This is a genomic window from Lacisediminihabitans profunda (genome assembly GCF_008040105.1).
Taxonomy (GTDB): domain Bacteria; phylum Actinomycetota; class Actinomycetes; order Actinomycetales; family Microbacteriaceae; genus Lacisediminihabitans; species Lacisediminihabitans profunda.
On the sequence record NZ_VRMG01000006.1, the window covers coordinates 95,944 to 116,084 of the forward strand.

Annotated in this window: 21 protein-coding genes; 10 read left to right on the top strand and 11 right to left on the bottom strand. The window is 68.8% G+C overall.

Going from position 1 to position 20,141, the window contains the following annotated elements:
* Positions 1–3: 3 nt before the first annotated feature.
* From FVP33_RS08995 to FVP33_RS09015, 5 genes are all read right to left on the bottom strand, one after another.
* On the bottom strand, positions 4–1,002 hold the full coding sequence (locus FVP33_RS08995) for an ABC transporter permease (RefSeq protein ID WP_147783327.1): 999 nt from the start codon (positions 1,000–1,002) through the stop codon (positions 4–6).
* A complete protein-coding gene (locus FVP33_RS09000) occupies positions 999–1,928 on the bottom strand; it encodes an ABC transporter permease (RefSeq protein WP_246142268.1) in 930 nt (309 codons plus the stop codon). The genes FVP33_RS08995 and FVP33_RS09000 overlap by 4 nt, the downstream gene beginning before the upstream one ends.
* Positions 1,925–3,667, bottom strand: coding sequence for a dipeptide ABC transporter ATP-binding protein (locus FVP33_RS09005; protein WP_147783328.1), 1,743 nt, complete (start codon positions 3,665–3,667; stop codon positions 1,925–1,927). Before FVP33_RS09005 ends, FVP33_RS09000 begins: the two co-directional genes overlap by 4 nt.
* Positions 3,664–5,322, bottom strand: coding sequence for an ABC transporter substrate-binding protein (locus tag FVP33_RS09010; RefSeq protein WP_147783329.1), 1,659 nt, complete (start codon positions 5,320–5,322; stop codon positions 3,664–3,666). Before FVP33_RS09010 ends, FVP33_RS09005 begins: the two co-directional genes overlap by 4 nt.
* Before the next feature lie 204 nt (positions 5,323–5,526).
* Complete coding sequence (locus FVP33_RS09015) at positions 5,527–6,555, bottom strand: LLM class flavin-dependent oxidoreductase (RefSeq protein WP_147783330.1); 1,029 nt, start codon at positions 6,553–6,555, stop codon at positions 5,527–5,529.
* Positions 6,556–6,633: 78 nt separating this feature from the next.
* On the opposite strand from FVP33_RS09015, the gene FVP33_RS09020 reads away from it, so the two are divergent.
* The 7 genes from FVP33_RS09020 to FVP33_RS09045 all read left to right on the top strand — a co-directional run bounded on the left by FVP33_RS09020 (position 6,634) and on the right by FVP33_RS09045 (position 14,139).
* On the top strand, positions 6,634–7,146 hold the full coding sequence (locus tag FVP33_RS09020) for a nitroreductase/quinone reductase family protein (RefSeq protein ID WP_147783331.1): 513 nt from the start codon (positions 6,634–6,636) through the stop codon (positions 7,144–7,146).
* A 72-nt stretch (positions 7,147–7,218) separates the two neighbouring features.
* Entirely contained in the window at positions 7,219–7,743 is a 525-nt protein-coding gene (locus FVP33_RS09025; RefSeq protein WP_147783332.1) for a mycothiol transferase, read from the top strand.
* A gap of 769 nt (positions 7,744–8,512) precedes the next feature.
* Entirely contained in the window at positions 8,513–8,677 is a 165-nt protein-coding gene (locus tag FVP33_RS19480; RefSeq protein WP_187270647.1) for a hypothetical protein, read from the top strand.
* Positions 8,674–9,411 carry a cytochrome b N-terminal domain-containing protein gene (locus tag FVP33_RS09030; protein ID WP_147783333.1) on the top strand — a complete coding sequence of 246 codons (738 nt, stop codon included), beginning with the start codon at positions 8,674–8,676 and terminating at the stop codon, positions 9,409–9,411. Before FVP33_RS19480 ends, FVP33_RS09030 begins: the two co-directional genes overlap by 4 nt.
* Positions 9,408–10,361 carry a hypothetical protein gene (locus tag FVP33_RS09035; protein ID WP_246142269.1) on the top strand — a complete coding sequence of 318 codons (954 nt, stop codon included), beginning with the start codon at positions 9,408–9,410 and terminating at the stop codon, positions 10,359–10,361. The genes FVP33_RS09030 and FVP33_RS09035 overlap by 4 nt, the downstream gene beginning before the upstream one ends.
* A gap of 242 nt (positions 10,362–10,603) precedes the next feature.
* The gene (locus tag FVP33_RS09040) at positions 10,604–12,817 is read left to right on the top strand and encodes a glycosyltransferase (protein ID WP_147783334.1); all 2,214 of its coding nucleotides are present in this window, start codon (positions 10,604–10,606) and stop codon (positions 12,815–12,817) included.
* On the top strand, positions 12,814–14,139 hold the full coding sequence (locus tag FVP33_RS09045) for a nucleotide disphospho-sugar-binding domain-containing protein (protein ID WP_147783401.1): 1,326 nt from the start codon (positions 12,814–12,816) through the stop codon (positions 14,137–14,139). The genes FVP33_RS09040 and FVP33_RS09045 overlap by 4 nt, the downstream gene beginning before the upstream one ends.
* Here the strand turns inward: FVP33_RS09045 and FVP33_RS09050 are convergent.
* From FVP33_RS09050 to FVP33_RS09060, 3 genes are all read right to left on the bottom strand, one after another.
* Positions 14,136–14,456: a hypothetical protein gene (locus tag FVP33_RS09050; RefSeq protein ID WP_147783335.1), complete on the bottom strand. Its 321-nt coding sequence runs from the start codon at positions 14,454–14,456 to the stop codon at positions 14,136–14,138. The two genes, FVP33_RS09045 and FVP33_RS09050, sit on opposite strands and share 4 nt — an antisense overlap.
* 178 nt (positions 14,457–14,634) lie before the next feature.
* Positions 14,635–15,099: a nucleoside deaminase gene (locus FVP33_RS09055; RefSeq protein ID WP_147783336.1), complete on the bottom strand. Its 465-nt coding sequence runs from the start codon at positions 15,097–15,099 to the stop codon at positions 14,635–14,637.
* Positions 15,096–16,535 carry a purine-cytosine permease family protein gene (locus tag FVP33_RS09060; RefSeq protein WP_147783337.1) on the bottom strand — a complete coding sequence of 480 codons (1,440 nt, stop codon included), beginning with the start codon at positions 16,533–16,535 and terminating at the stop codon, positions 15,096–15,098. The genes FVP33_RS09055 and FVP33_RS09060 overlap by 4 nt, the downstream gene beginning before the upstream one ends.
* A gap of 122 nt (positions 16,536–16,657) precedes the next feature.
* On the opposite strand from FVP33_RS09060, the gene FVP33_RS09065 reads away from it, so the two are divergent.
* Positions 16,658–17,206, top strand: coding sequence for an MOSC domain-containing protein (locus FVP33_RS09065; RefSeq protein WP_147783338.1), 549 nt, complete (start codon positions 16,658–16,660; stop codon positions 17,204–17,206).
* Positions 17,207–17,230: 24 nt separating this feature from the next.
* On the opposite strand, the gene FVP33_RS09070 is transcribed toward FVP33_RS09065, so the two are convergent.
* Positions 17,231–17,602 carry an RNA-binding S4 domain-containing protein gene (locus tag FVP33_RS09070; protein ID WP_147783339.1) on the bottom strand — a complete coding sequence of 124 codons (372 nt, stop codon included), beginning with the start codon at positions 17,600–17,602 and terminating at the stop codon, positions 17,231–17,233.
* Between the two features lie 36 nt (positions 17,603–17,638).
* A complete protein-coding gene (locus FVP33_RS09075; protein ID WP_147783340.1) occupies positions 17,639–18,082 on the bottom strand; it encodes a hypothetical protein in 444 nt (147 codons plus the stop codon).
* A 61-nt stretch (positions 18,083–18,143) separates the two neighbouring features.
* Between FVP33_RS09075 and FVP33_RS09080 the strand changes: the two genes are divergently transcribed.
* A complete protein-coding gene (locus FVP33_RS09080; RefSeq protein WP_147783341.1) occupies positions 18,144–18,647 on the top strand; it encodes a hypothetical protein in 504 nt (167 codons plus the stop codon).
* A gap of 3 nt (positions 18,648–18,650) precedes the next feature.
* Here FVP33_RS09080 and FVP33_RS09085 read toward each other — a convergent pair whose 3' ends face one another.
* Entirely contained in the window at positions 18,651–19,472 is an 822-nt protein-coding gene (locus FVP33_RS09085; RefSeq protein ID WP_147783342.1) for a DUF1295 domain-containing protein, read from the bottom strand.
* Positions 19,473–19,541: 69 nt separating this feature from the next.
* On the opposite strand from FVP33_RS09085, the gene FVP33_RS09090 reads away from it, so the two are divergent.
* The gene (locus tag FVP33_RS09090) at positions 19,542–20,135 is read left to right on the top strand and encodes a CDP-alcohol phosphatidyltransferase family protein (protein ID WP_246142270.1); all 594 of its coding nucleotides are present in this window, start codon (positions 19,542–19,544) and stop codon (positions 20,133–20,135) included.
* The last annotated feature ends 6 nt before the right edge of the window (positions 20,136–20,141 follow it).

Genomic DNA, 20,141 nt, shown 5'->3' on the forward strand with positions numbered 1-20,141 from the left:
CGGTCAGACCCGCGCTTTCACCCGCGGATCGACGAGACCGTAGACGAGATCGACCGCGAAATTCGCGAGCACGATGAGGAACGCGGCGAAGAGGGTGAAGCCCACGACGACCTGCAGGTCGAGGGTGTGCACTGCATCGATGAGCAGGGCTCCGAGGCCCTGCATCGAGAAGACCTTCTCGGTGATGACCGCACCGCCGAGAAGGCCGCCGAGGTCGAGCCCGAAGATGGTCACCACGGGGATGAGCGCGTTGCGCAGACCGTGGCGCACCACCACCCGGCGCTCGGTGAGCCCCTTCGCCCGGGCGGTGCGGATGTAGTCCTCGCCCATCACCTCGAGCATCTGCCCCCGGGTGAGCCTGGCGTAGACGGCACCGCTGATGAACGCGAGGGTGAACCACGGCAACGCCAGGTGGCCGAGCCACTGGAGCGGGTCGTCGCCGAATGCGACGTAACCGCCCGAGGGGAGCAGGTGGAGTGTGAAGGAGAAGAACAGGATCGCGAGGAGCCCCACGAGATAGCTCGGAGCCGACACCCCGGCGATGGCGATGGTCATGATTCCCCGGTCGATCGCGCTTCCTCGGGTGAGCGCCGACGCGACACCGCTGCCGACGCCCACGACGAGCCAGACCGCGGCGGCTCCGACGGCGATGGAGGCGGTGACCGGGAAGCGGGAGACGATGAGGTCGGTCACCGTGGTGTTGAGCTGGAACGAGTAGCCGAAGCAGGGGGTTGCGCACGTCACGGCCCCCGCCCCACTGCCGTAGGTGCGGCCGGCGACGATCCCGCGCAGGAAGTCCCAGAACTGCTGGTACCACGGCAGGTCGTAGCCCATGAACCGTTCCACCCTGGCGAGGTTCTCCGGGGTGCACGGCTTGCCGCAACTCAGCTGGGCGGGGTTGGTGGGCAGCAGGTAGAAGATCGCGTAGGTGATCGCGGCGATCGCCAGCAGCACCACGAGCATCCCGGCGATCCGGTAGGCGACGAATCCGGCGGTCCTCATCGCGACACCACCCCTCGTCGAGGATCGAGCGCATCCCGCAGGCCGTCTCCGACCACGTTGAAGGCGAGGGTTACCAGGAACAGCGCGGCACCGGGAAAGACGAGGTAGCTGGGATCGGTCTGCACCCAGGTGACCGCATCGCCGATGGTTCGGCCCCAGGACGGGGTCGGCGGAGGAACGCCGACGCCGAGGAACGAGAGCGCGGCTTCCACTCCGATCATGCTCGGGATGGAGATGGTCGCGAACACGATGATGGTCGCGCTGACGTTCGGCAGCACCTGGTGCGCGATGATGTGCCACGGTCCGCCACCCATCGCGTTCGAGGCCACGACGAAATTGCGTTCGCGCAGCGAGAGTGTCTGGCCGCGCACCACCCTGGCGATGGACGGCCAGCCGAAGAAGCCGATCACGAGGATGATCAGCAGCGGCTTGGGAAAGCTCGTGGGCACGATCGCGGTGAGCGAGATCATGAAGACGAGACTCGGAAAGCCGAAGAGCACGTCGATCACCCGGCTCAAGGTGCGGTCGTACCAGCCCCCGAAGAAGCCCGTCGTGATGCCGACGAGCACGCCGACCACCACGGCGAGCACCGTCGCGCTCACACTCACGAGCAGGGACGTGCGCGAGCCGAAGACCACGATGGCGAAGAGGTCTCGGCCGGTGAGAGGCTCGACGCCGAACCAGTGGGTGGGACTGATGCCGCCGCCGAAACCAAGCGGGGAGCCCGAGTCGTCGAGCCTGTCGAGGTGGTAGGTGTACGGGTTCTGCCCGCTGATCGCGGTGAGCGGCCCGGCGAAGACGGCGGCGAGCACGAACAGCCCGATCACGACGAGCCCGGTGGTTGCCCAGCGGTCGGCGCGGAGTCTGCCCGCGACCCGGCGCAGCCCCGTCGGCGCGTCGGAGCGTGCGGATCCGATGGCGGTCACGAGACGCCGGATGTGATCGGCGCGAGCGAGAGTGCCCGCCACGCCTCACGTCGCGCGCGCTGGTCGACGGGGTCGGCCACGGGAGCCGCCGCCAGCAGGCGCCGGGTGTAGTCATCGGCCGGGGAGCGCAGCACGAGCGCCGCCGCCCCGCTCTCCACGATCCGTCCGCGATGCATCACCGCGACCTCGTCGACGAGTTCGTGCACCACGGCGAGGTCGTGGCTGATGAACAGGCAGGCGAAACCGAGCCGGCCCTGCAGCTCCCGCAGCAGGTCGAGCACGAGGGCCTGTACCGACACGTCGAGCGCGCTCGTCGGCTCGTCGGCGATGAGCAGCGCCGGCCCGAGCGCGATTGCCCTGGCGATCGCCACCCGTTGTCGCTGCCCGCCGGACAGTTCGTGCTGGTACCGGCCGGCGGTGTCCGCCGGCAACTGCACGGCGTCGAGCAGGTCGGCCACGCGGGTTCGCTGCCCGGCCCGGTCGAGGCTCGAGTGCAGCCGGAGAGGCTCGCCGATGCTCTGCTCGATCGTGAATCGCGGGTTGAGGGACGAGGCGGGGTCCTGGAAGACATACCCGATGCGTGCCCGGGCCGTCCGAAGCGCCCGGGCGGATGCCGCGCCGAGGTCGATCCCGGCGACGTCGATGGACCCGGCCGCGAGGGGCACGAGCCCGGCGATGGCGCGACCCACGGTGGACTTTCCCGAACCCGATTCACCGACGAGGCCGAGGATCCGCCCGGCCTGGATCTCGAGCGACACCCCGTCGACGGCCTTGGTGCCGGTGCGCCGCCAGCCACGCCGGTCGTAGACGACGTCCACGTTCGTGAGTGTGACGGCGGCGTGGCCGCTCGCCGCAGTCGCGAGCGCAGGAGGTTCGGCCGCGCGATCCTCGATGACGACGCGATCAGAGCCAGGACCGGCAGTGCCGAGGGAATCGAGTCGGGGCACGGCGGCGAGCAACGCCGCGGTGTACTCCTCGGTGGGTCGGGAGAAGAGGGTACCGACGTCCGCGCGCTCGACGACGGCGCCGGCGCGCATCACGACGACGTCATCCGCGAGGTCGGCGACGACGCCCATGTCGTGGGTGATCAGCAGCACCGCCAGGCCGGAGCGGTCCCGCAACTGCCGGATCAGGTCCAGGATCCCGGCCTGAACCGTCACATCGAGGGCCGTGGTCGGCTCGTCGGCGATGAGCACTGCAGGGTCGCCAGAGATGGCCATGGCGATCATCGCCCGCTGGAGTTGTCCACCGGAGAGCTCGTGCGGAAACGCCCGGAGCACCCGGCGCGCGTCGTCGATCCCGACCGACGCGAGCAGATCGACGAGCGCCGCATGGACGGAGGCTCGGCCGAGTCCCTTCGAGTGCGCCCGGAGCGCCTCGCCAATCTGGGCGCCGATGGACAGCACGGGGTTGAAGGCGCTCATCGGCTCCTGGAAGATCGTTCCGATGCGGCCTCCGCGGATCTCCCGCAGCCGGGCGGGGTCGGCGCCGATCAACTCCTCGTTGCCCAGACGGATGCTGCCCGTGACGCGGGCGTTGCGGGGGAGCAGCCCGAGCGTCGACATGGCGGTGACGCTCTTGCCCGACCCGGATTCGCCGACCAGGGCCAGCACCCGACCGCGCCGCAACTCGAAACTCACGCGATCGACCACGGGGCGGCCGGCCTCGGGGGCGCCGCCGGGGAACGAGATCGAGACCCCGTCCACCGACAGCACGACCGGTGCCGAACGGTCGCTCACTTCGCGAGCGAGAGGGTGAGGTAGTTCGGGTAGGCCGGGAACGACGCGACGAAGAAGTTCTTCACCTTCGATCCGCGAAGGAAGGACTGCTTCGCGTAGCTCAGCGGCACCACCGGGGCATCCTGCATGATCCTCTTGTCGGCCTTCGCCCACAGCGCCTGGGCGGCCTTCTGATCCACCTCGGCGGTCGCCATCGCGATGAGGGCGTCGACCTCAGGGTTGGAGTACCGGGCGACGTTGTTGCGACCGTCGCCGATCTCGCTCGACGCGAACAGGGGCTGGATGTTGCTGTTCGCGCTCGGGAAGTCGGGCTGCCAGCTGTACAGGGCGAGGTCGTAGTTCGCGTCGGTGGCCGTGGCGTCGGAGTAGAACGAGTTCTCGTCTTCGGGGGCGATGGTGACGGTGATTCCAGCCCGTTGGACCCCCTGCTGGATCGCCTGCGCCTTGGCGAGGGAGGTGGCGTCGTTCAACACGAGGAGCGTGAGCGACAGCCCGCTCGACTGGCCGGCCTTCGCCAGCAGCGACTTCGCCTTCTTGACGTCGCCGTCCGCGCCAGCCGGGTAGAGATCGTAGGCCTGGCGACCGGCGATCCCGGGGGTGATCAGCGTCGTGGCGGTCTCTCCGGCCGCCGCGCCGCCCGAGGCGATGAGGTAGGCCTTCTTGTCGACGGCGTATTCGAGTGCCTTGCGCACGTCGAGGTTCTTGAGGGCTCCGCGCTGCGTGTTCAGGGCGAGGTAGGAGAGCGGACCGGCCTGGGAGGTCGCGAGGCGCGCCTTCGCGGCCGGGTCGCGGTTCACCTGGGCCAGCTGGGCCGCACCGAGGAACGCCGCTCCGAAGGCGGCCTTGGTGTCGCCGGCGTCGGAGATGAGGCTCTGCGCGGCCGTGCTCGGATCCTGGCTCATCCGGAAGACCACCGAGTCGGGCCCGGCGACCCGCACGGTGTCGGACTTCGCGCTCCAGTACGTGTTTCTGGTGAGCGTGAGCGCGGTTCCCTGCTTGTTCGACGCCACCTTGTACGGCCCGGAGGCGACCGGATCCTGGCCGTAGGTGGCCGGGTTGTCCTTGGCCTGAGGTACCGGGGAGAAGGCCGGCATCGAGGCGATCCACGGCCAGTCGCCGTAGGCGCCGGTGAGATGGAAGACTATCGACTTGGGGCTCGGGGTCTCGATGGACGCGAGTGCCGATCCCGAGTACGGTCCGTGATAGTCCGCTCCGCCGACCAGCAGAGACTTGTGATAGCTGAGTCCGCCGGACAACTCGTCGGAGAACGACCGCTCGACGCCGTACTTGATGTCGGCCGAGGTGATGGCGGAGCCGTCGGCGAACTTCAACCCGTCCTTGAGGGTGAAGGTCCAGGTCTTTCCGCCGTCGCTCGGGGTTCCGGTGGTGGTCGCGAGGTCGGGCACGACGGTAGCCGGCCTGCCGGCGCGGATGTCCCAGGTGGTCAGGCGACGCTCGATCAGCCCCAGCGTGGTGATCGCGAGGTTCTGGCTCTTGGCCGGATCGAGGTCGATCTTGGTGCTCGGGGTCAGGATCGTGAGCGTGCCGCCCTTGTTCGTGACCGCCGTGCCCGCCGCGCCCGTGGTGGACGAGCAGCCGGTGATGAGTAGGGTCGCGGCGATCGCGATTATGCCCGCGCGAGTGAGATTCTTCATTTCCTGACCTCTGTCTGTTGTTTCGTGCTGTTCGTTCTCATCGGCTGGCGCGGGCACGCCGCCCATGAGGAATCCACGGTCTGTCAGACCGGCGTCTGCGCCGACGTGATCCCCGAACCCGTGAGCCATGCTTGTCTCCCGGTGCGGGCGCGCCAAATCGTATGACGATTCGTGGCGGTCAGTCGGTCGGCTGCCGTCCCGACGTCAGTCGAGGTTCGGCCGCCAGCCGAGAGCCGGAGCCACGTGCCGGGCGATCGTCTCGAGGAGGTGGGCGTTGTAGTCGACTCCGAGCTGGTTCGGCACGGTGAGCAGCACGGTGTCTGCCTCCCGAACGGCCGCATCCCTGCTCAGTTCATCGGCGATCGCGTCCGGCTCGCCCACGTAGCTCTTGCCGAATCGGGCGACCCCGCCATCGAGGTAGCCGACCTGGTCGGTGTTCTCGGCGGACCGGCCTCCGAAATATCGACGGTCCAGGTCCGTCACGATCGGCAGGACGCTTCGGCTCACCGACACTCTGGGCTCACGCTGCCAGCCGGCTTCGGCCCAGGCCGCCCGGAAGATGGCGATCTGCTCGGCCTGCAGTTCGTCGAACGGCACGCCGGTGTCCTCGGTGAGAAGAGTCGAACTCATCAGATTCATGCCCTGCTCCGCGGTCCATCTGGCGGTCTGGCGCGTGCCGGATCCCCACCAGATGCGGTCCGCCAGGCCGGGGGACTGAGGCTGGATCGCGAGCGCCCCCGAGGTGCCGGTGACCTGCGGGTTGGCCATCGCGACGCCGGCGCCGTCGATTGCCGCGCGAAACAGCGCGGTGTGTGTGCGCGCGTCGTCGGAATCCGTTCTGCCGTCGGCTGGCACGTAACCGAAGGCCTCCGAGCCGCGCAGGGCCGTCTCGGGTGACCCGCGGCTGACTCCGAGCTGCAGTCGCCCGCCGCTCAGGAGGTCGGTGACTGCCGCCTCTTCTGCCATGTAGAGGGGGTTCTCGTAGCGCATGTCGATGACGCCGGTGCCTACCTCGATGCGGCTCGTGCGCGCCGCCATGGCGGCGAGCAGGGGGAAGGGGGAGGCGAGCTGGGGGGCGAAGTGGTGCACGCGCACGTAGGCCCCGTCGATTCCGATCTCCTCGGCGGCTACGGCCAGCTCCACGGTCTGCAGCAGGGCGTCCCGCGCCGTTCTGGTCTCGGATCCCGGCACGGGTTGCCAGTGGCCGAAGGACAGGAATCCGATACGTTTCACGGGGACAACAGCGCTCGCGCCGCCGTGAGTATTCCCGCTGATGCAGCGCGAACGAGATTTTTCGAACAGAATGCAGCAATGGCATCCCTGGTGCGCGGCGTTCGAGTGGCCGTGGCGGCGTTCACCCGCACGGCACTCTTCCGTCGGTTCGGCCCGGTTGTCATGCCTCCCCTCGAGCGGGCGATGACCGTTCTGACCCGCGGCACGGTGCCGCTGAGCGGGCTGCTCGTGCCGTCCCTCGTGCTGCGCACGACGGGGGCCAAGTCGGGACTCGAGCACGAGACGACCCTCATGTACTGCCCGGAGGGGCGGGGTCGGATGCTCGTGGTCGGCAGCAACTTCGCCCGCGAAGACCACCCGGCGTGGACCGCGAACCTGCTCGCCGAACCCCGGGCGACGGCGATCGTGCGGGGCAGGAGCATCCCGGTGCTGGCGACCATCGTGGGCGATGAGGAGCGTGAACGGGTCTGGAGGCTGATCGAGGCCCAATGGCCGAACTATCGCGAGTATGAGCGTCAGTCCGGCCGCACCCTGCGCATCTTCCGGCTCGAGCCGGTGGCGTCCGGCGCTCCGACGCCGCGGGAGGCGTGAGCCGGTCGACTCGTGTCGGGCTCTGGGTAGAAGGACCCTACCCGCCGATTGTGGCGCGCGTACGGTCGAACCATGACCACCACCGCCGCGCTTCTCATCGACGCCTTCGACCGAGTCAGGGACTCCGTGCACCACGCCGCCAAGGGGCTGAGCCCCGAACAACTCTCGGCACGCGTCGATGACGGCGCCAACTCCATCGGCTGGCTTCTGTGGCATCTCAGTCGCGTGCAGGACGATCACGTCGCGGCGGTCGCCGGCACCGAACAGGCCTGGACCGCCGATGGCTGGGCCGAGCGGTTCGCGCTCCCGTTCGAGTTGAGGTCGACCGGCTACGGGCACACCTCGTCCGACGTCGCGAGGGTGTGCGACATCAGCCGGGACAGGTTCATCGGGTACCACGACGACGTGCACGACCGCACAGTCCGCTATCTCACGACCCTCTCGGACACCGACCTCGACCGAATCGTCGACCAGCACTGGGTCCCCCCGGTGACGCTCGCGACGCGTCTCGTCAGCGTGATCAGTGATGACCTCCAGCACGTGGGCCAGGCGGCCTTCGTGCGCGGCGTGCTGGAGAGGCGCGCCCTGCGCGACTAGGTGTACTGCCCAGGGACGTTCGTTGACCAGCTGATGGGTGGGCGCGCTCCGATCGCGGTGTGAGGCCAGGCCAGGAGGGCGTTTCCGGCCCGCCTGTCCCCGCCAGTGTGCGGCACTCCCTTGCCCCTGGCACGCGTTGTGCAGGACGGTGCCACCGTCCACGGGTGTCCGCCCTGCAGACTCCAGTTGTGCAGGACGGGTGGTGCAGGACGGCTCCGCCGTCCACGGGTGCCCACCCCACAGACTCCAGTTGTGCAGGACGGCTTGTGCAGGACGGCAGGACGGGTTGTGCAGGACGCCTCGGGCGGATGGCGAGGACGATCGGTGCAGAATCCACGGGAGCGTCCTGCAGACCGGGACCGTTCGGGTCGCAGCACCCCTGCAGTGTCCTGCACAAGCTGTCCTGCACAACCAGAGTCTGCGGGGTAGGCACCGACACCACCGGGGCCCGTCCTGCAGAACAGGGTCCGTTCTGCAGAACAGGGCCCGTCCTGCAGAACAGGGCCCGACCGTCGCGGGCGGCCCCGCCAGAGGGCCGCCGACGGCCACACGCGAACGTCCTTAACGGTGTTTCGGAGTCAAAGCAGCATCAGCGTGGGACACGAGGACCTCGCTCACGTTCACCGACTGAAGCGAGTCGTCACACCCAATCAACCATCCTGCCAGAGCAGCACAACTAGCACGGACGGCCTGTCGGGACCAAGGTCCCGCGCGGATGCACGCCGCGGCAATACGGTTCGAATCAAATGGTTCGCATCCGGAGGTCCGCATGAACAGTCTGCTCGCACTAGCCGCTGGTGAAAGCCCGGCAATCTATCTGGGCTGGGGTGATTTCGTCATCCAGCTCGGCAATTTCGTCGTCATCATCGTCATGCTCGTGCTGTTCGCCCTCGCCCTGGTCTTGCCGTTCCCCGCAGCCAAGAGGCGCAAGTGAGCGCGCCGACCGGATCGACCGGTCAGCACGCCGAGCCCGAAGAGGAGTTCTACACCTGGACGGGGAAGACGCGTCGCTGGGTGCTGAAGAAACTGCCCCCAGACAAGCTCCTGCCCCAGGACCAGCCGAGCTACGTCGCTTCGTGGATCTATGTGTTCGGGATGGGGGCAATCGCCTCGCTCGTGATCATCATCGTCTCCGGGCTGATCCTGAGCCTCAACGGGCCGCTGTGGTGGCACGTCTCCGGATTCGGCCACTTTATCAACAGCACCCACCTGTGGAGCGTCGAGTTCTTCTTCCTCTTCATGGTCGTGCACCTCTGGGGCAAGTACTGGATGGCGGCGTGGCGCGGTGGACGCGTTCTCACCTGGATCACCGGGGTCGTCTCGTTCGCGGTGTCGATCGTCGCCGCCTTCACCGGCTACCTTCTGCAGACCAACTTCGACTCGCAGTGGATCGCGTTCGAAGGCAAGGATGCACTCAACGCCGTGGGCATCGGCGCCTGGTTCAACGTGGCCAACCTCGGCCAGATCTTCATGTGGCACATCGTGCTGCTGCCACTCGCCGTCGCCGCGATCGTGGCGTTCCACGTGATCCTCGTGCGCGTGCACGGGGTGGTGCCTCCGCTCGACGCGGCGGACACGGACGCGCAGCTTCAGCCTGCGCCGCAGCCGGTGCCGCAGGCGCAGACTCTTCAACAGCCGACCGAGGAACCGACGGAGGTCGCGCGATGAGCAAGCCCCTCAGCCCCATGTCCTGGCGTAAGGGCACTGGCATCGCCGGCCGCCCGTGGAAGGGCCAGGTGCGCGAATACGACCTGTTCAAGGAGCTCACGATCGGAGTGATCGTCGTGACCGTGCTCGTGGTGGGCGTCTCCCTCATCCTGAGTTCGCCGGACGACCCGAGCATCACCCTCAAGACGTGGGCCAACGCGAAGCCGGCAGACTTCGTGGCGACCGCGACGGCCGAGCTCGGCGGAACCAGCGAGACGGCGGGATACGGACCGCCGTACAACTCGACTCCCGACGCCACCCAGACCCTGGGCCCGATCGACCTGCAGAGCTTCTCCGGAGTGCGCATCCCGATCGACACGGCCAAGGATCTGGTGATCCACCCGCTGTCGACCCTTCCGAACCCGCCCAAGGAGATCGCCACCTGGACCACCGCGAGCGACAAGCAGCGCACCGACTGGACGGCGGCCTACTCGAAGGCCCTCGACAAGGCGCCGGACAATGACCCGGCGAAGGTCGCCGACGGATCGTACGGTCCGGTTCCGGCGTTGACCGGCAGCCTCCTCGCGATGGCCCAGGAGGGTTCCCTCGACGGTGTGCTGCAGTCCCGGGGATCCTTCTACAACACCGACTACACCCCGACCATCCTGTTCCTGGGTGACGGAACCTACTTCCCGGACCTGGCCACTTCCCAGCATCTCACCGGGGACCAGTGGGGAATGATGAACGAGACCGGCAACTACCCCGGGCAGTCCTGGCTGTGGCTCTTCTCGTTCTTCTACCAGATCGAGCCGGTGAAGTCGGCGGCGAACGCCGACATCCTCGTGGTGGTGATCATGGGGGTGCTCACCCTGCTGCTGGCGATCGTGCCGTTCATTCCGGGCCTGCGCACCATCCCCCGGTGGATTCCGCTCCACCGGCTGGTCTGGAAGGACTACTACAAGAAGCGCTGACCGCCTCCGCACGACCGAACGACCGCGACGCCCACGTCGCGGTCGTTCGCGTTTTCGCGACGCCCGCCGATCAGCAGCGTTTCCTCAGGTTCGCCGGTAAAGATCAGCTAGCTGACAATCTGCTGGGGCTCCCGCTACGAACGCCTGACGGGAGTACCGTGCGGTGCAGTGCGAGCGCACGACACCGATGCCCACCCGGGTCGACAGGCACGACCCAGGGGGCCCGAGAGAGGTGGAACGACGTGGGAACCCAAACCAGCCTTGACCTTATCCGGCAGGCCGCATCGATCGTCGAGGGAATTCGTTACGCGGATGACCTGACGGTCGCCGCCAGCCGGGACGGCGGCACGAGAGCGGTTCGACTGCTCACCCAGGCCGCCCTCGACCCGCTCGACCAGGTCACGGCGATCGCCGCAGTGCACTCGCTCGGCCAGGTCTTCGACGAGTCGGCCGACGACGCGCTCGTGTCGCTGCTCGGCCATGGGGCGACCTTCCTGCGCGAGCACGCGGCGTGGGCGCTCGGGTCGCGCCTGCCGCGGTTCGACGCGATGTCCGGTCTGGTCTCGATGGTCGTCGCCGGCGGCTTCTCGGGGATGATCGCGCAGCGCACGATCGAGCAGTGGGCCTCGGCCGCCCCCGAGCACGCGGCGCTCGTCATCGAGGGGGCGCTGCTCGGCGTGGTGAACTTCGAGGCCAGGGCGCGTCTCGTCGAGACGATCGGCCTCGTCTCCGGGCGCATCCCCGAACGGGTGTTGCGCTCCGTCGCCGTCGACACCGACGAGCGGGACAACGTCCGTGCCGCCGCGATCGCCGCGCTCGGCGACCGCGAACCGAACGAGGCGGTCCTCGCGATCGTGAGCGACCTGTCCCGCGGGCACGATGGTCTCGCCGGCATGGCCCGTCTCGCCCTGCTCGACCTCACCGCCACCGCCGAGCCGCGTGCGCCGTGGAGCCGAGGTCTCACGGTCGCCCAGCTGTTTCTGCACGCCGACATCGACCGCGAGTTGTCCCAGGTGGGAGCCGGGGACAACGGCGGGATCGCCACCCTCCTGGTGCGACTCGGCGACTCGCTCGTCGCCCATGGCCATTCCGGCCGAGGCGCGGCGCACGCGGAGTCCGCCGAGACGGTCGCGCGCGTGCTCACCCTGTCGCGGGGCGACTTCAACGACGCCCTCGCGAGCCTGCCCGAGGTCGGCTCCACGCTCGACGGGCACGCCTTCGCCGCGGTGCCGTTCCTCGGTGGAGACGTGGCCTCCGTCGACGCGTGGCCGCGGCGCATCGCCGCCCAGCGCGGCATCCGCCGCATCCTCCGCACCGCCTGCACCGTCGATGCCGTGCACCTCCGGATGGCGGACGTCGGCACTCTGGCGGCCTCGACGGTCGCCCGCGAACTCGACATCCCCGTCGTCTTCACCGTGGCGCCCGACCCGCACAGCGTCATCCGGTCGCTGCAGAAGTCCGGCACGCTGACCAGGGCCAACTTCGGCACCGTCGACGAGAAGGAGCACTTCTGGTTCCGCGCGCGTCTCGTACAGCGGCTCGCCGCGGACGCCGCGCACACCGTCCTGTTCCCACGGCCGGAGCTCGGCCGGGACATGCGCGAGCTCGTGGGCATCGACATCACGGCCCATCCGGAGCGCCATTCGGTGATTCCTGAGGGCATCGACCTCTCGGTGATCCAACAGTCCTGCGCCGAGGCGCAGTGGTCGGAATCGAGGGAGGAACCCACTCTTCTCGAGGCGTCGAGTGCCAGGGCGTTCGAGGAACTGGATGCCCTGCTTCAGTCTCTGCCCGAGCACCGGCGCGGTCTCCCGCTCGCCATTTCGGTCGGACGGCTCCACCGGGTGAAGGGCATGGGCACGCTCGTCTCGGCGTGGGCGGCGGACTCGCGGCTCCGGGAGCGGTGCAATCTCCTCGTGGTCGGCGGCAATCTTGCCCGGCCGTCCGGTGATGAACAGGGCGAGCTGGACATCATGGACGCGGCTATTCCCCGGGGCGAGGCGCTCGAGAGCGGGCTCATCCTGGCCGGTCACCGCTCCAACGACACCGTGGCCCGCTGGCTGGCCGCTGCGCGTTACGGTCGGCCCGGGCTCGCCGCTGCGGGAGGCGTCTACGTCTGCGCGAGCCTCAAGGAGGAGTTCGGCCTGGCGATCCTCGAGGCGATGGCCGCCGGTCTGCCGGTCGTGGTCCCCGCCGTCGGAGGTCCGGCCACCTACGTGGAGAACCGAGTGACGGGCTTCCTCGTCGATACTACGGACGGCGCAGCGCTCGCCCAGGGGGTGGTGGATGCCCTCGATGTGGCGTCTGGCCCCAGCGGCATGGACTTCGCCACCCGTGCCGCCGACATGGTGGAGCGCTTGTTCACCATCCAGGCGATGGCGAGCACACTGTCCGGGGTGTATCGCGACGTCGCCGCGGCCAACGAGACGCTCGAGTGGGAGTTGAGCGTCTCGTGACCCTGCTCGTGATCAGCCCCGACTACGCCTCACACCTCTTCCCGCTCGCGACCCTCGCCACGGCGTGGCGGGATGCGAGGGAGCGGGTCGTGGTGGCGAGCGGTCCGGCGACCGCAGACATCGTCGCCTCGTTCGGCTTCGAGCGCGTGAACCTGCAACTCGGGCGTGGCTCGAACCCCGGGGTGATACGCGCCGAGGACCAGCCGACGGGAGAGGATGACGCGCTTCGCGGCTTCTTCGACGCCACCCGAATCGGCATGATCGAGACCCTGTCTTTCCAGGCTCAGGCGCGCAGCGCCGACCTGCTGTGGAACCCGGTGGAGACCGCCCGCGCGGTGCAGCGGATCGTGCGCGAGGTCGACCCGCAGCAGATCATCGTCGACCATCTCGCATTTTCCGCACGACTCGGCCTGGTGAGCGGCCGGCACCGGCACGCGGATGTCGTGCTCGGGCATCCGTCGGCCCTGCCGGTGGCCGGTGAGGTCTATGGATTCCCGCCGCGGTGGCCGACCGCCTTCCACCCGGACCGGCGACAGATGGAGGAGTTGCGCACCCTCTGCGAGACGGTTCGCGATTCGTTCACCGAGCAGTGGAACGCGGCGCTCGCTCAGCTCGATCCGCGGGCGGAGCCGAGCACCGACGCGTTCGCCGAGACCGGCGACCTGCTTTTTCTCAACTACCCCGCCGAGCTCCACGACGGGTCGCGCACCGCCCTGCTCCCGCCGCACGCCTTCATCGGCTCGGCGGTGCGGGAGGAGGCGCCGGACGCGGAGGTGCAGACCTGGCTCGCCGAATCGCAGACCCCGGTGGTCTACGTGAGTTTCGGGAGCTTCCTGTCGGTGCGCGGGGACGTGCTCGCCCGGGTCGCCGAGGCGCTGCGCGGTCTCGAGGTGCGGGCGGCGATCGCGACCGGCTCGAGCGATCCGGCCGAGCTCGGCGAGATTCCGCGCGACTGGCTGGTTCGCGGATTCCTGCCCCAGGTCACCCTGCTCGGGCACTCGGCCCTCGCCGTCTCCCACGGCGGCAACAACAGCGTCACCGAGTCGATGACCGCGGGGGTGCCGATGCTGCTCCTGCCGTTCTCGACCGATCAGTTCGCCGGCGCCGCGGCGGTGGAGGACGCCGGGTTCGGCATCGCGCTGGACCCCAATACCGTCACCGCGGACGAACTCGCCGACGCGGCCGGCCGCCTGCTCGCACTTGCGGAAGCCGGGCGGGATGCGCTCGATCGCCTGGGGACGTCGCTCACCGGGTACCCGGGGGCGCGTCGGGCGTTCGACGCCCTTGCGCTGTCGACCGCCGGGGAGCGGTTGCAGCCCTAGGCGACGGAGCGCACCGAATTCGCGCGGCTCGACAACTCGACCCGCCACAGGCCGTCGGTGAGGTACCAGACGCGCTCGCCCTCGCCGGTGTCGTAGGCGTACTCCGTCATGTTGAGGGCACTCGCCCACAGCTCGCAGAGAAAGTCTGGGTCGCTCGAGTCGAGGGGTGGATGACCCTCGATGACGGTTCCCTCGGGGTACGACACGATCACCCAGACAAGGGGGACCAAGCCGTGGTCAAGCCCACTGCGGTTCAGTACATCGATGACGGCCATGTCGAGGGCTTTGCCAACCCGAAACCGATTACCCTCGGTCATTTGGTGCCCTCCCAGAGAAATCCAACCTGCGACTCGGCGACCGAGGTCTGGGGCAACCGTCGTTAACGATACTCCCCATTCAGCCAATCCGACAGGCGCGGTAACCCCCGTATGGGCGGTTCACGCCGAGCCGGGAGGGCTGAGCTGCACGAACCGCAGGGACTCGGAACCCGCCGATTCAGTCCTCGCCGATGTCCTCGTTCCAGAGGGCGGGATGCTCGTGGATGAACTCACCCATCATCGCGATGAGCACCGGGTCGTTGACGACGGTGACCTCGACCCCGTTCTCGGCGAGCCAGTCCTGGCCGCCGAGAAAGCTGCGGTCGTCGCCGACCACGACCCGGCCGATGCCGAACTGCCGCACGAGGCCGGAGCAGTACCAGCACGGCGAGAGCGTGGTCACCATCACCGTGTCCCGGTAGCTGCGCTGGCGACCGGCATTGTGGAACGCGTTGGTCTCGGCGTGCATCGCCGCATCGCCATCCTGCACTCGACGGTTGTGACCGCTGCCCAGCAGCGTGCCATCGGACGCGAACAGCGCGGCGCCGATCGGGATTCCCCCCTCGTCCGCCCCGGCCCTGGCCTCCGCCGCCGCGACGGCGAGCTTCTCGGCGTCGGTCGCGTAGATCTCACCTCTGGTCATGCGACGTCATCCGCTGCATCGATTCCGATGGGCACGTCGGGAGCATCGCCCAGCGGGCCGCCGAGGCGGGGCCGGATGGCGAGGAAGAGGACGTAATAGGCGGCGGCGGCGAGCACGAGACCGACTATCGCGGTGAGGTCGCCGACCGCGGCCCACGCCTTGGGCACGACACCCACATAGAACTGCTGGTTGGAGAAGAGCACGACCGACACGACGAGTCCGAACAGGAACGCGACGATCCCCGCGGCGTTGCGATACCTGGCCTTGTCGGCCACGATCGTGCCGATCTCGGTGCCGCGCCGCAGGTACCTGTCGACGAGCACGACGCCGAGCCAGGGGGCGATCCAGTAGGCGATCACCAGCAGGAAGTTCTCGTAGGTGTGGCCGGCGTCGGGCAGGGCGCTCCAGGCGATGAAGAAGCCGACCACGCCGAAGCCGAGGGCGATGATCGCGCGGCGCCAGGCGAACGGGATCTTGATGCCAGCAGCGAGGAATGACATCGCCCCGGAGTAGATGTTGAGCGCGTTGGCGGCGATGGCGCCGACGGTGATGGCGACGAGGGTGAGGTCGCGCAGGATGACCGGCATGGTCGCGGTGAACGAGGTGGTCGGGTCGTCCGGGTTGAACCCGGCGATCGTGGCGGCGGCGGCTCCCGCCGCCATCAGCACGATGCAGGAGACGAAGTTGCCGAGCCCGGCGGCCCAGGCGATGGTGCGCCTGCTCGTGGCCGCCCTGAGATAACGGCTGTAGTCGGAGGCGTAGGGGTTCCAGCCGGCCGCATAGCCGAACGCGGCCCCGGCCGCGAGGGTGAACCCCGCCACGCTGAAGTTGCTGCCGCCCTTCTGCACGAAGCCGAGGTCCGCGTGCAGGAAGATCGTGATCGTGGCGACGAGGAAGATCGCGCCGAGGATGTAGCTCGAGTAGCGCTCGAAGAGTTGCACGAGGTCGTGGCCGACGAAGGCGACGGCCACCTCGATCACGACGACGATGAGCAGCGACAGCACTGTCGGGATGCCGGTGAGCGTGGTGAGGGCGAACGCGCCGCTCACCGAGTTGACCGCGAACCAGCCCAGACCGGCCATCGCCGTGTTCAGGGCGGCCGGCAGGATGTTGCCCCGATAGCCGAACGCGGTTCGGCTGATCACCATCTGGGCCAGGCCCTCGCGCGGACCCCAGGTGGAGAGAAGCCCCTGGCTGATCGCGCCGGCCGCCGTGCCCAGGGCGAGGGCGAGGATGGCCTGCCAGAAGCCGAGTCCGAAGAACGCGACGGCGATCACACCGACGAAGATCGTCGCGAACTCGAGGTTGGGAGCGGTCCAGGTGGCGAACAACTGCCACGGCGAGCCGTGTCGTCGGTCGGCGGGAATCGCCTCGATTCCGCCTGGCTCGACAATGGTGGGCTTGGAGGGCGCGATGGTCGCTGTCGCTTCGGTCATTCCGGCATCCTAGGGAGATTGGGCGGCCCAGACGGGCCGAAATAGCATCGGAAACATGCTGTTTACACGATACGACCTCCGGCGCGGCGGCGATGGCGCCGAGAGTCGGGTAGGAATGAGGCATGTCACCTCGTCTGATCGCCGCCTGTGTCGTGCACGCCCTGCTGGCGGACGCCGGATCTGTGGGCGTCACAGCGATCGACAAGCGTCCGGTGGGCGGTCCGGTGCGGGTACGCACCCTCGGCCTGTACGGCGACGTGCAGGCGAGCCGCAAGCATCACGGGGGAGCGGACAAGGCACTCTATGCCTACGCGCAGGATGACGCGGACTTCTGGGCGGAGGAGCTCGGACGGCCACTGCCGGCCGGCTGGTTCGGCGAGAACCTTCGGGTCGAAGGAATCGACGTCTCGGCGGCGAGGATCGGCGAGCGCTGGCGCATCGGCTCGACGGTCGTCGTCGAGGTGACGATGCCCCGCTCTCCCTGCGCCACCTTCGCGAGATGGGTGGGCGGACCGGACGAGCCCGGCTGGGTCAAGCGCTTCGCCGCCGAGAGACGCCTGGGGGCCTACCTCCGGGTCGTGACGCCCGGTGTGATCGAGGCCGGCGACGCCATCGAGGTCCTGGCCGGGCCGGCCGGCGCACCGACCATCACCGAGGTCTTCGCCAGCTGAACCCGCGCAGCCGGCCGCGGCCAGTCAGCGGCCGCGGAGCTTCTCGAGGTCGCGCCGCTCGCGCTTCGTCGGACGCCCGGCACCGCGGTCGCGGTGGGCGGTCGCGGCGACCTCCTCGCGCGGCGGCGGGGGAGGGGTGAGGTCCTCGAAGCACTCGGCGGCGACCACCGCGCCCACGCGCTTGGCCACGAGTCTGGCCACCCGCAGGGTGCGCTCCGTCTCCGGACCGCGCACTCGAACTTCGTCGCCGATCCTCACCGGCTGGGCCGCCTTGGCTCGTTCTCCATTGACCTGCACGTGGCCGGCGCGGCACAGGGCGGTCGCGGCCGACCGGGTCTTTGCGACCCGCACGGCCCAGATCCAGCTGTCGACTCGCGTCGTGCCGCCCGGTTCCATGCTCAGACTCTAGCCACCGGCGCCCCATTCCGCCCGTCAGGCTCGGGCGAGGCTGCTCTTCCAGTCGACGAGTCCGCGCACCACGTCGCTGTCGTCAGCGGCGAGCGCGTGCATCACGTCCGCGGGCACGAAGAAGTTGAGCGCCAGAAAGCCGCGGACCCGTTCGGACGGGTCCGCGGCGAGGCCGCGCAACACATCGCAGGGCGTGCCCTCGTTGCGGGCGACGCACGAGCGCACGCCCTCGTCCGCGTCCTTCGCGAGGGTCGCGAGCAGGTCATCCGGGGCGTGCGGACTGCTCGCCACGCTCTCCCGGATCTTGGGGTTCGCGTGCACGGCGAGCGTGCGCAGGCGGGAGATCTTGCTCTCGGTCACGGGGGGAGCCGGGTGCAGGGAGGCGACCTGGTCACTCGTGAGCATCACCGGGCGGTGATCACGCATGGCCTGACGCTGGGCCGGGGTGTTGAAACGGATGCACGACATGCCTCGACGCTACCCGCTCACCCCGACAGCGGGGTGATGGCGCTCCGACTACGCTCGGAGGGTGACACGACGAGGCCTTGGCGACCGGCTCGAACCGCTCTTCCGCAGACTCGACCGCATCGCGGGCGGTCGCACAGCCGCGTACACGATTCCCGAGGAGATGCGGGAGCACCCCTCCACCCGCCGCGCCTTCGTGGCCATCGCCTGGCTGCTCGCCGTGGAGGTGCTGCTCGGCGTCGGCGCTGTGGTCGTAGTGATCGTGCTCACCGCGCGTGGTTCCACGGTGCCGTGGGCGGTCTGGATGCGGTCGGGGGTCGTGCTCGCGATCACCGTCACCCTGTTCTACTTCGCCTGGCGGGCCCAGCGCGGCTACTACTGGGCCTACAGCAGGCTCAAGCTGTTCAGCAAGATCTTCCCCGTGGTCACGCTCGTGATCGCGGCGATCCCCGGGCTCTACCCGCTGTGGATGGTCACCGAGCAGATCGTGTTCAGCCTCATCCTGATCGGCGTCTCCGACTATCTCTCGTCGGATCACATGAGGGCGGCGTTCCCCAAGCCGAGCTAGGGCTCAGGCCCGCGCCGCCTTCGGCGCCGGTCGAGGCGGCCACGGCACGACCGCCGAGGTGCGCGCCTGGTAGTCCGCGTATTCGGGATAGCGGCCGAGCGTGATCCGTTCGGTGAACGCGGTCGATCCGATGAACAGCACGGTGAGGAGCAGCGCGCCGAGCACGGTCCACTGCGCGAGGGAGCCGGCGGCGATCGCGCCGAAGAGGAAGAGCGCCCACCACTGGGCCTGCTCGAAGAAGAAGTTGGGGTGGCGGGAGTAGCGGAACAGCCCGGACTGCAGGAACCGCGGGTCCGGAACCCGGCCGGCGGCGAGCTCCGCCTTCTTCCAGGCCTGAAAGCGCCACTGCTGCTGGTCGGCGACGGTCTCCCCGGCCAGAAGGGCCAGGAACACCGCGGCGACGAGCCCGTCGAGGATGCCGAACGGGGTTCCGCGGTGCTCGAAGGCCGTGAGGGCGGGCAGTGTGATGAGGGCGAGGAGCACGTTCTGGTAGAGCACGATGAAGAAGAGGTTGAAGACCTGGAACTGCCAGGGGCGCATCCGCTGCCGCAACACGGCCCAGCGATAGTCCTCCACTCCGCTGTAGCCGCCCTTGCGGGCGAAATTGAAGGTGAGCCTCGCGCCCCACAGGGTCACGAGCACGGCCATCACGGTGAGTCGGGCGTCCGCGAGCCCCGCGAATCCCGCGAACACCCAGAGGTAGCCGACCGGCACGATGGACCAGATCCGGTCCACCCAGGAGGTGTCCCGCGTGACGAGGGAGGCGACCCAGGTGAGGCAACACGCTGCTGCCACGATCCAGGCGACGACCAGCAGGGGAGTCATCCTCGAATCCTAGCGCCGGGCCTCTCAATCGATAGACTCGAAATTGTGGAGCTACAGCAGAGGAATCAGGTGAGTTCCCGGATCTTCACGATCCCGAACATCCTGAGCTTCCTCCGGCTGCTGCTCGTGCCGGTCTTCCTCGTGCTCATCGTGCTCGCTCAGGATGGCTACGCGCTGCTCGTCCTTGTGGTCTCGAGCATCACCGACTACCTCGACGGCATCCTCGCGCGGCGACTCAACCAGGTCTCCCGGCTCGGCCAGCTCCTCGATCCGGCCGCCGACCGGCTGTTCATCTTCGCCGCGCTCATCGGCCTCGCCGTGCGTGGAGTGATCCCCTGGTGGCTCGTCGCGGTCATCGTCGGCCGCGACGTGATGCTGCTCGCGCTCGGCATCACCCTCGCGAACTTCGGCTACGGCCCCCTGCCCGTGCACCATCTGGGAAAGGTGGCCACGTTCTGCCTGTTCTACGCCCTGCCCATCCTGATGATCGGCCAGGCCTTCCCGGCGGCCGCGTGGATCACCGCGCCGATCGGCTGGGCCTTCGCCCTGTGGGGCGCCTTCCTCTACTGGTGGGCCGGCTTCATCTACCTCGCCGAGACCATCCGACTGGTCAGAATTCCCCGGGTAGACGCGCAGTCCGAATCCGATACGCTTGGGCGCTAAGGAAAG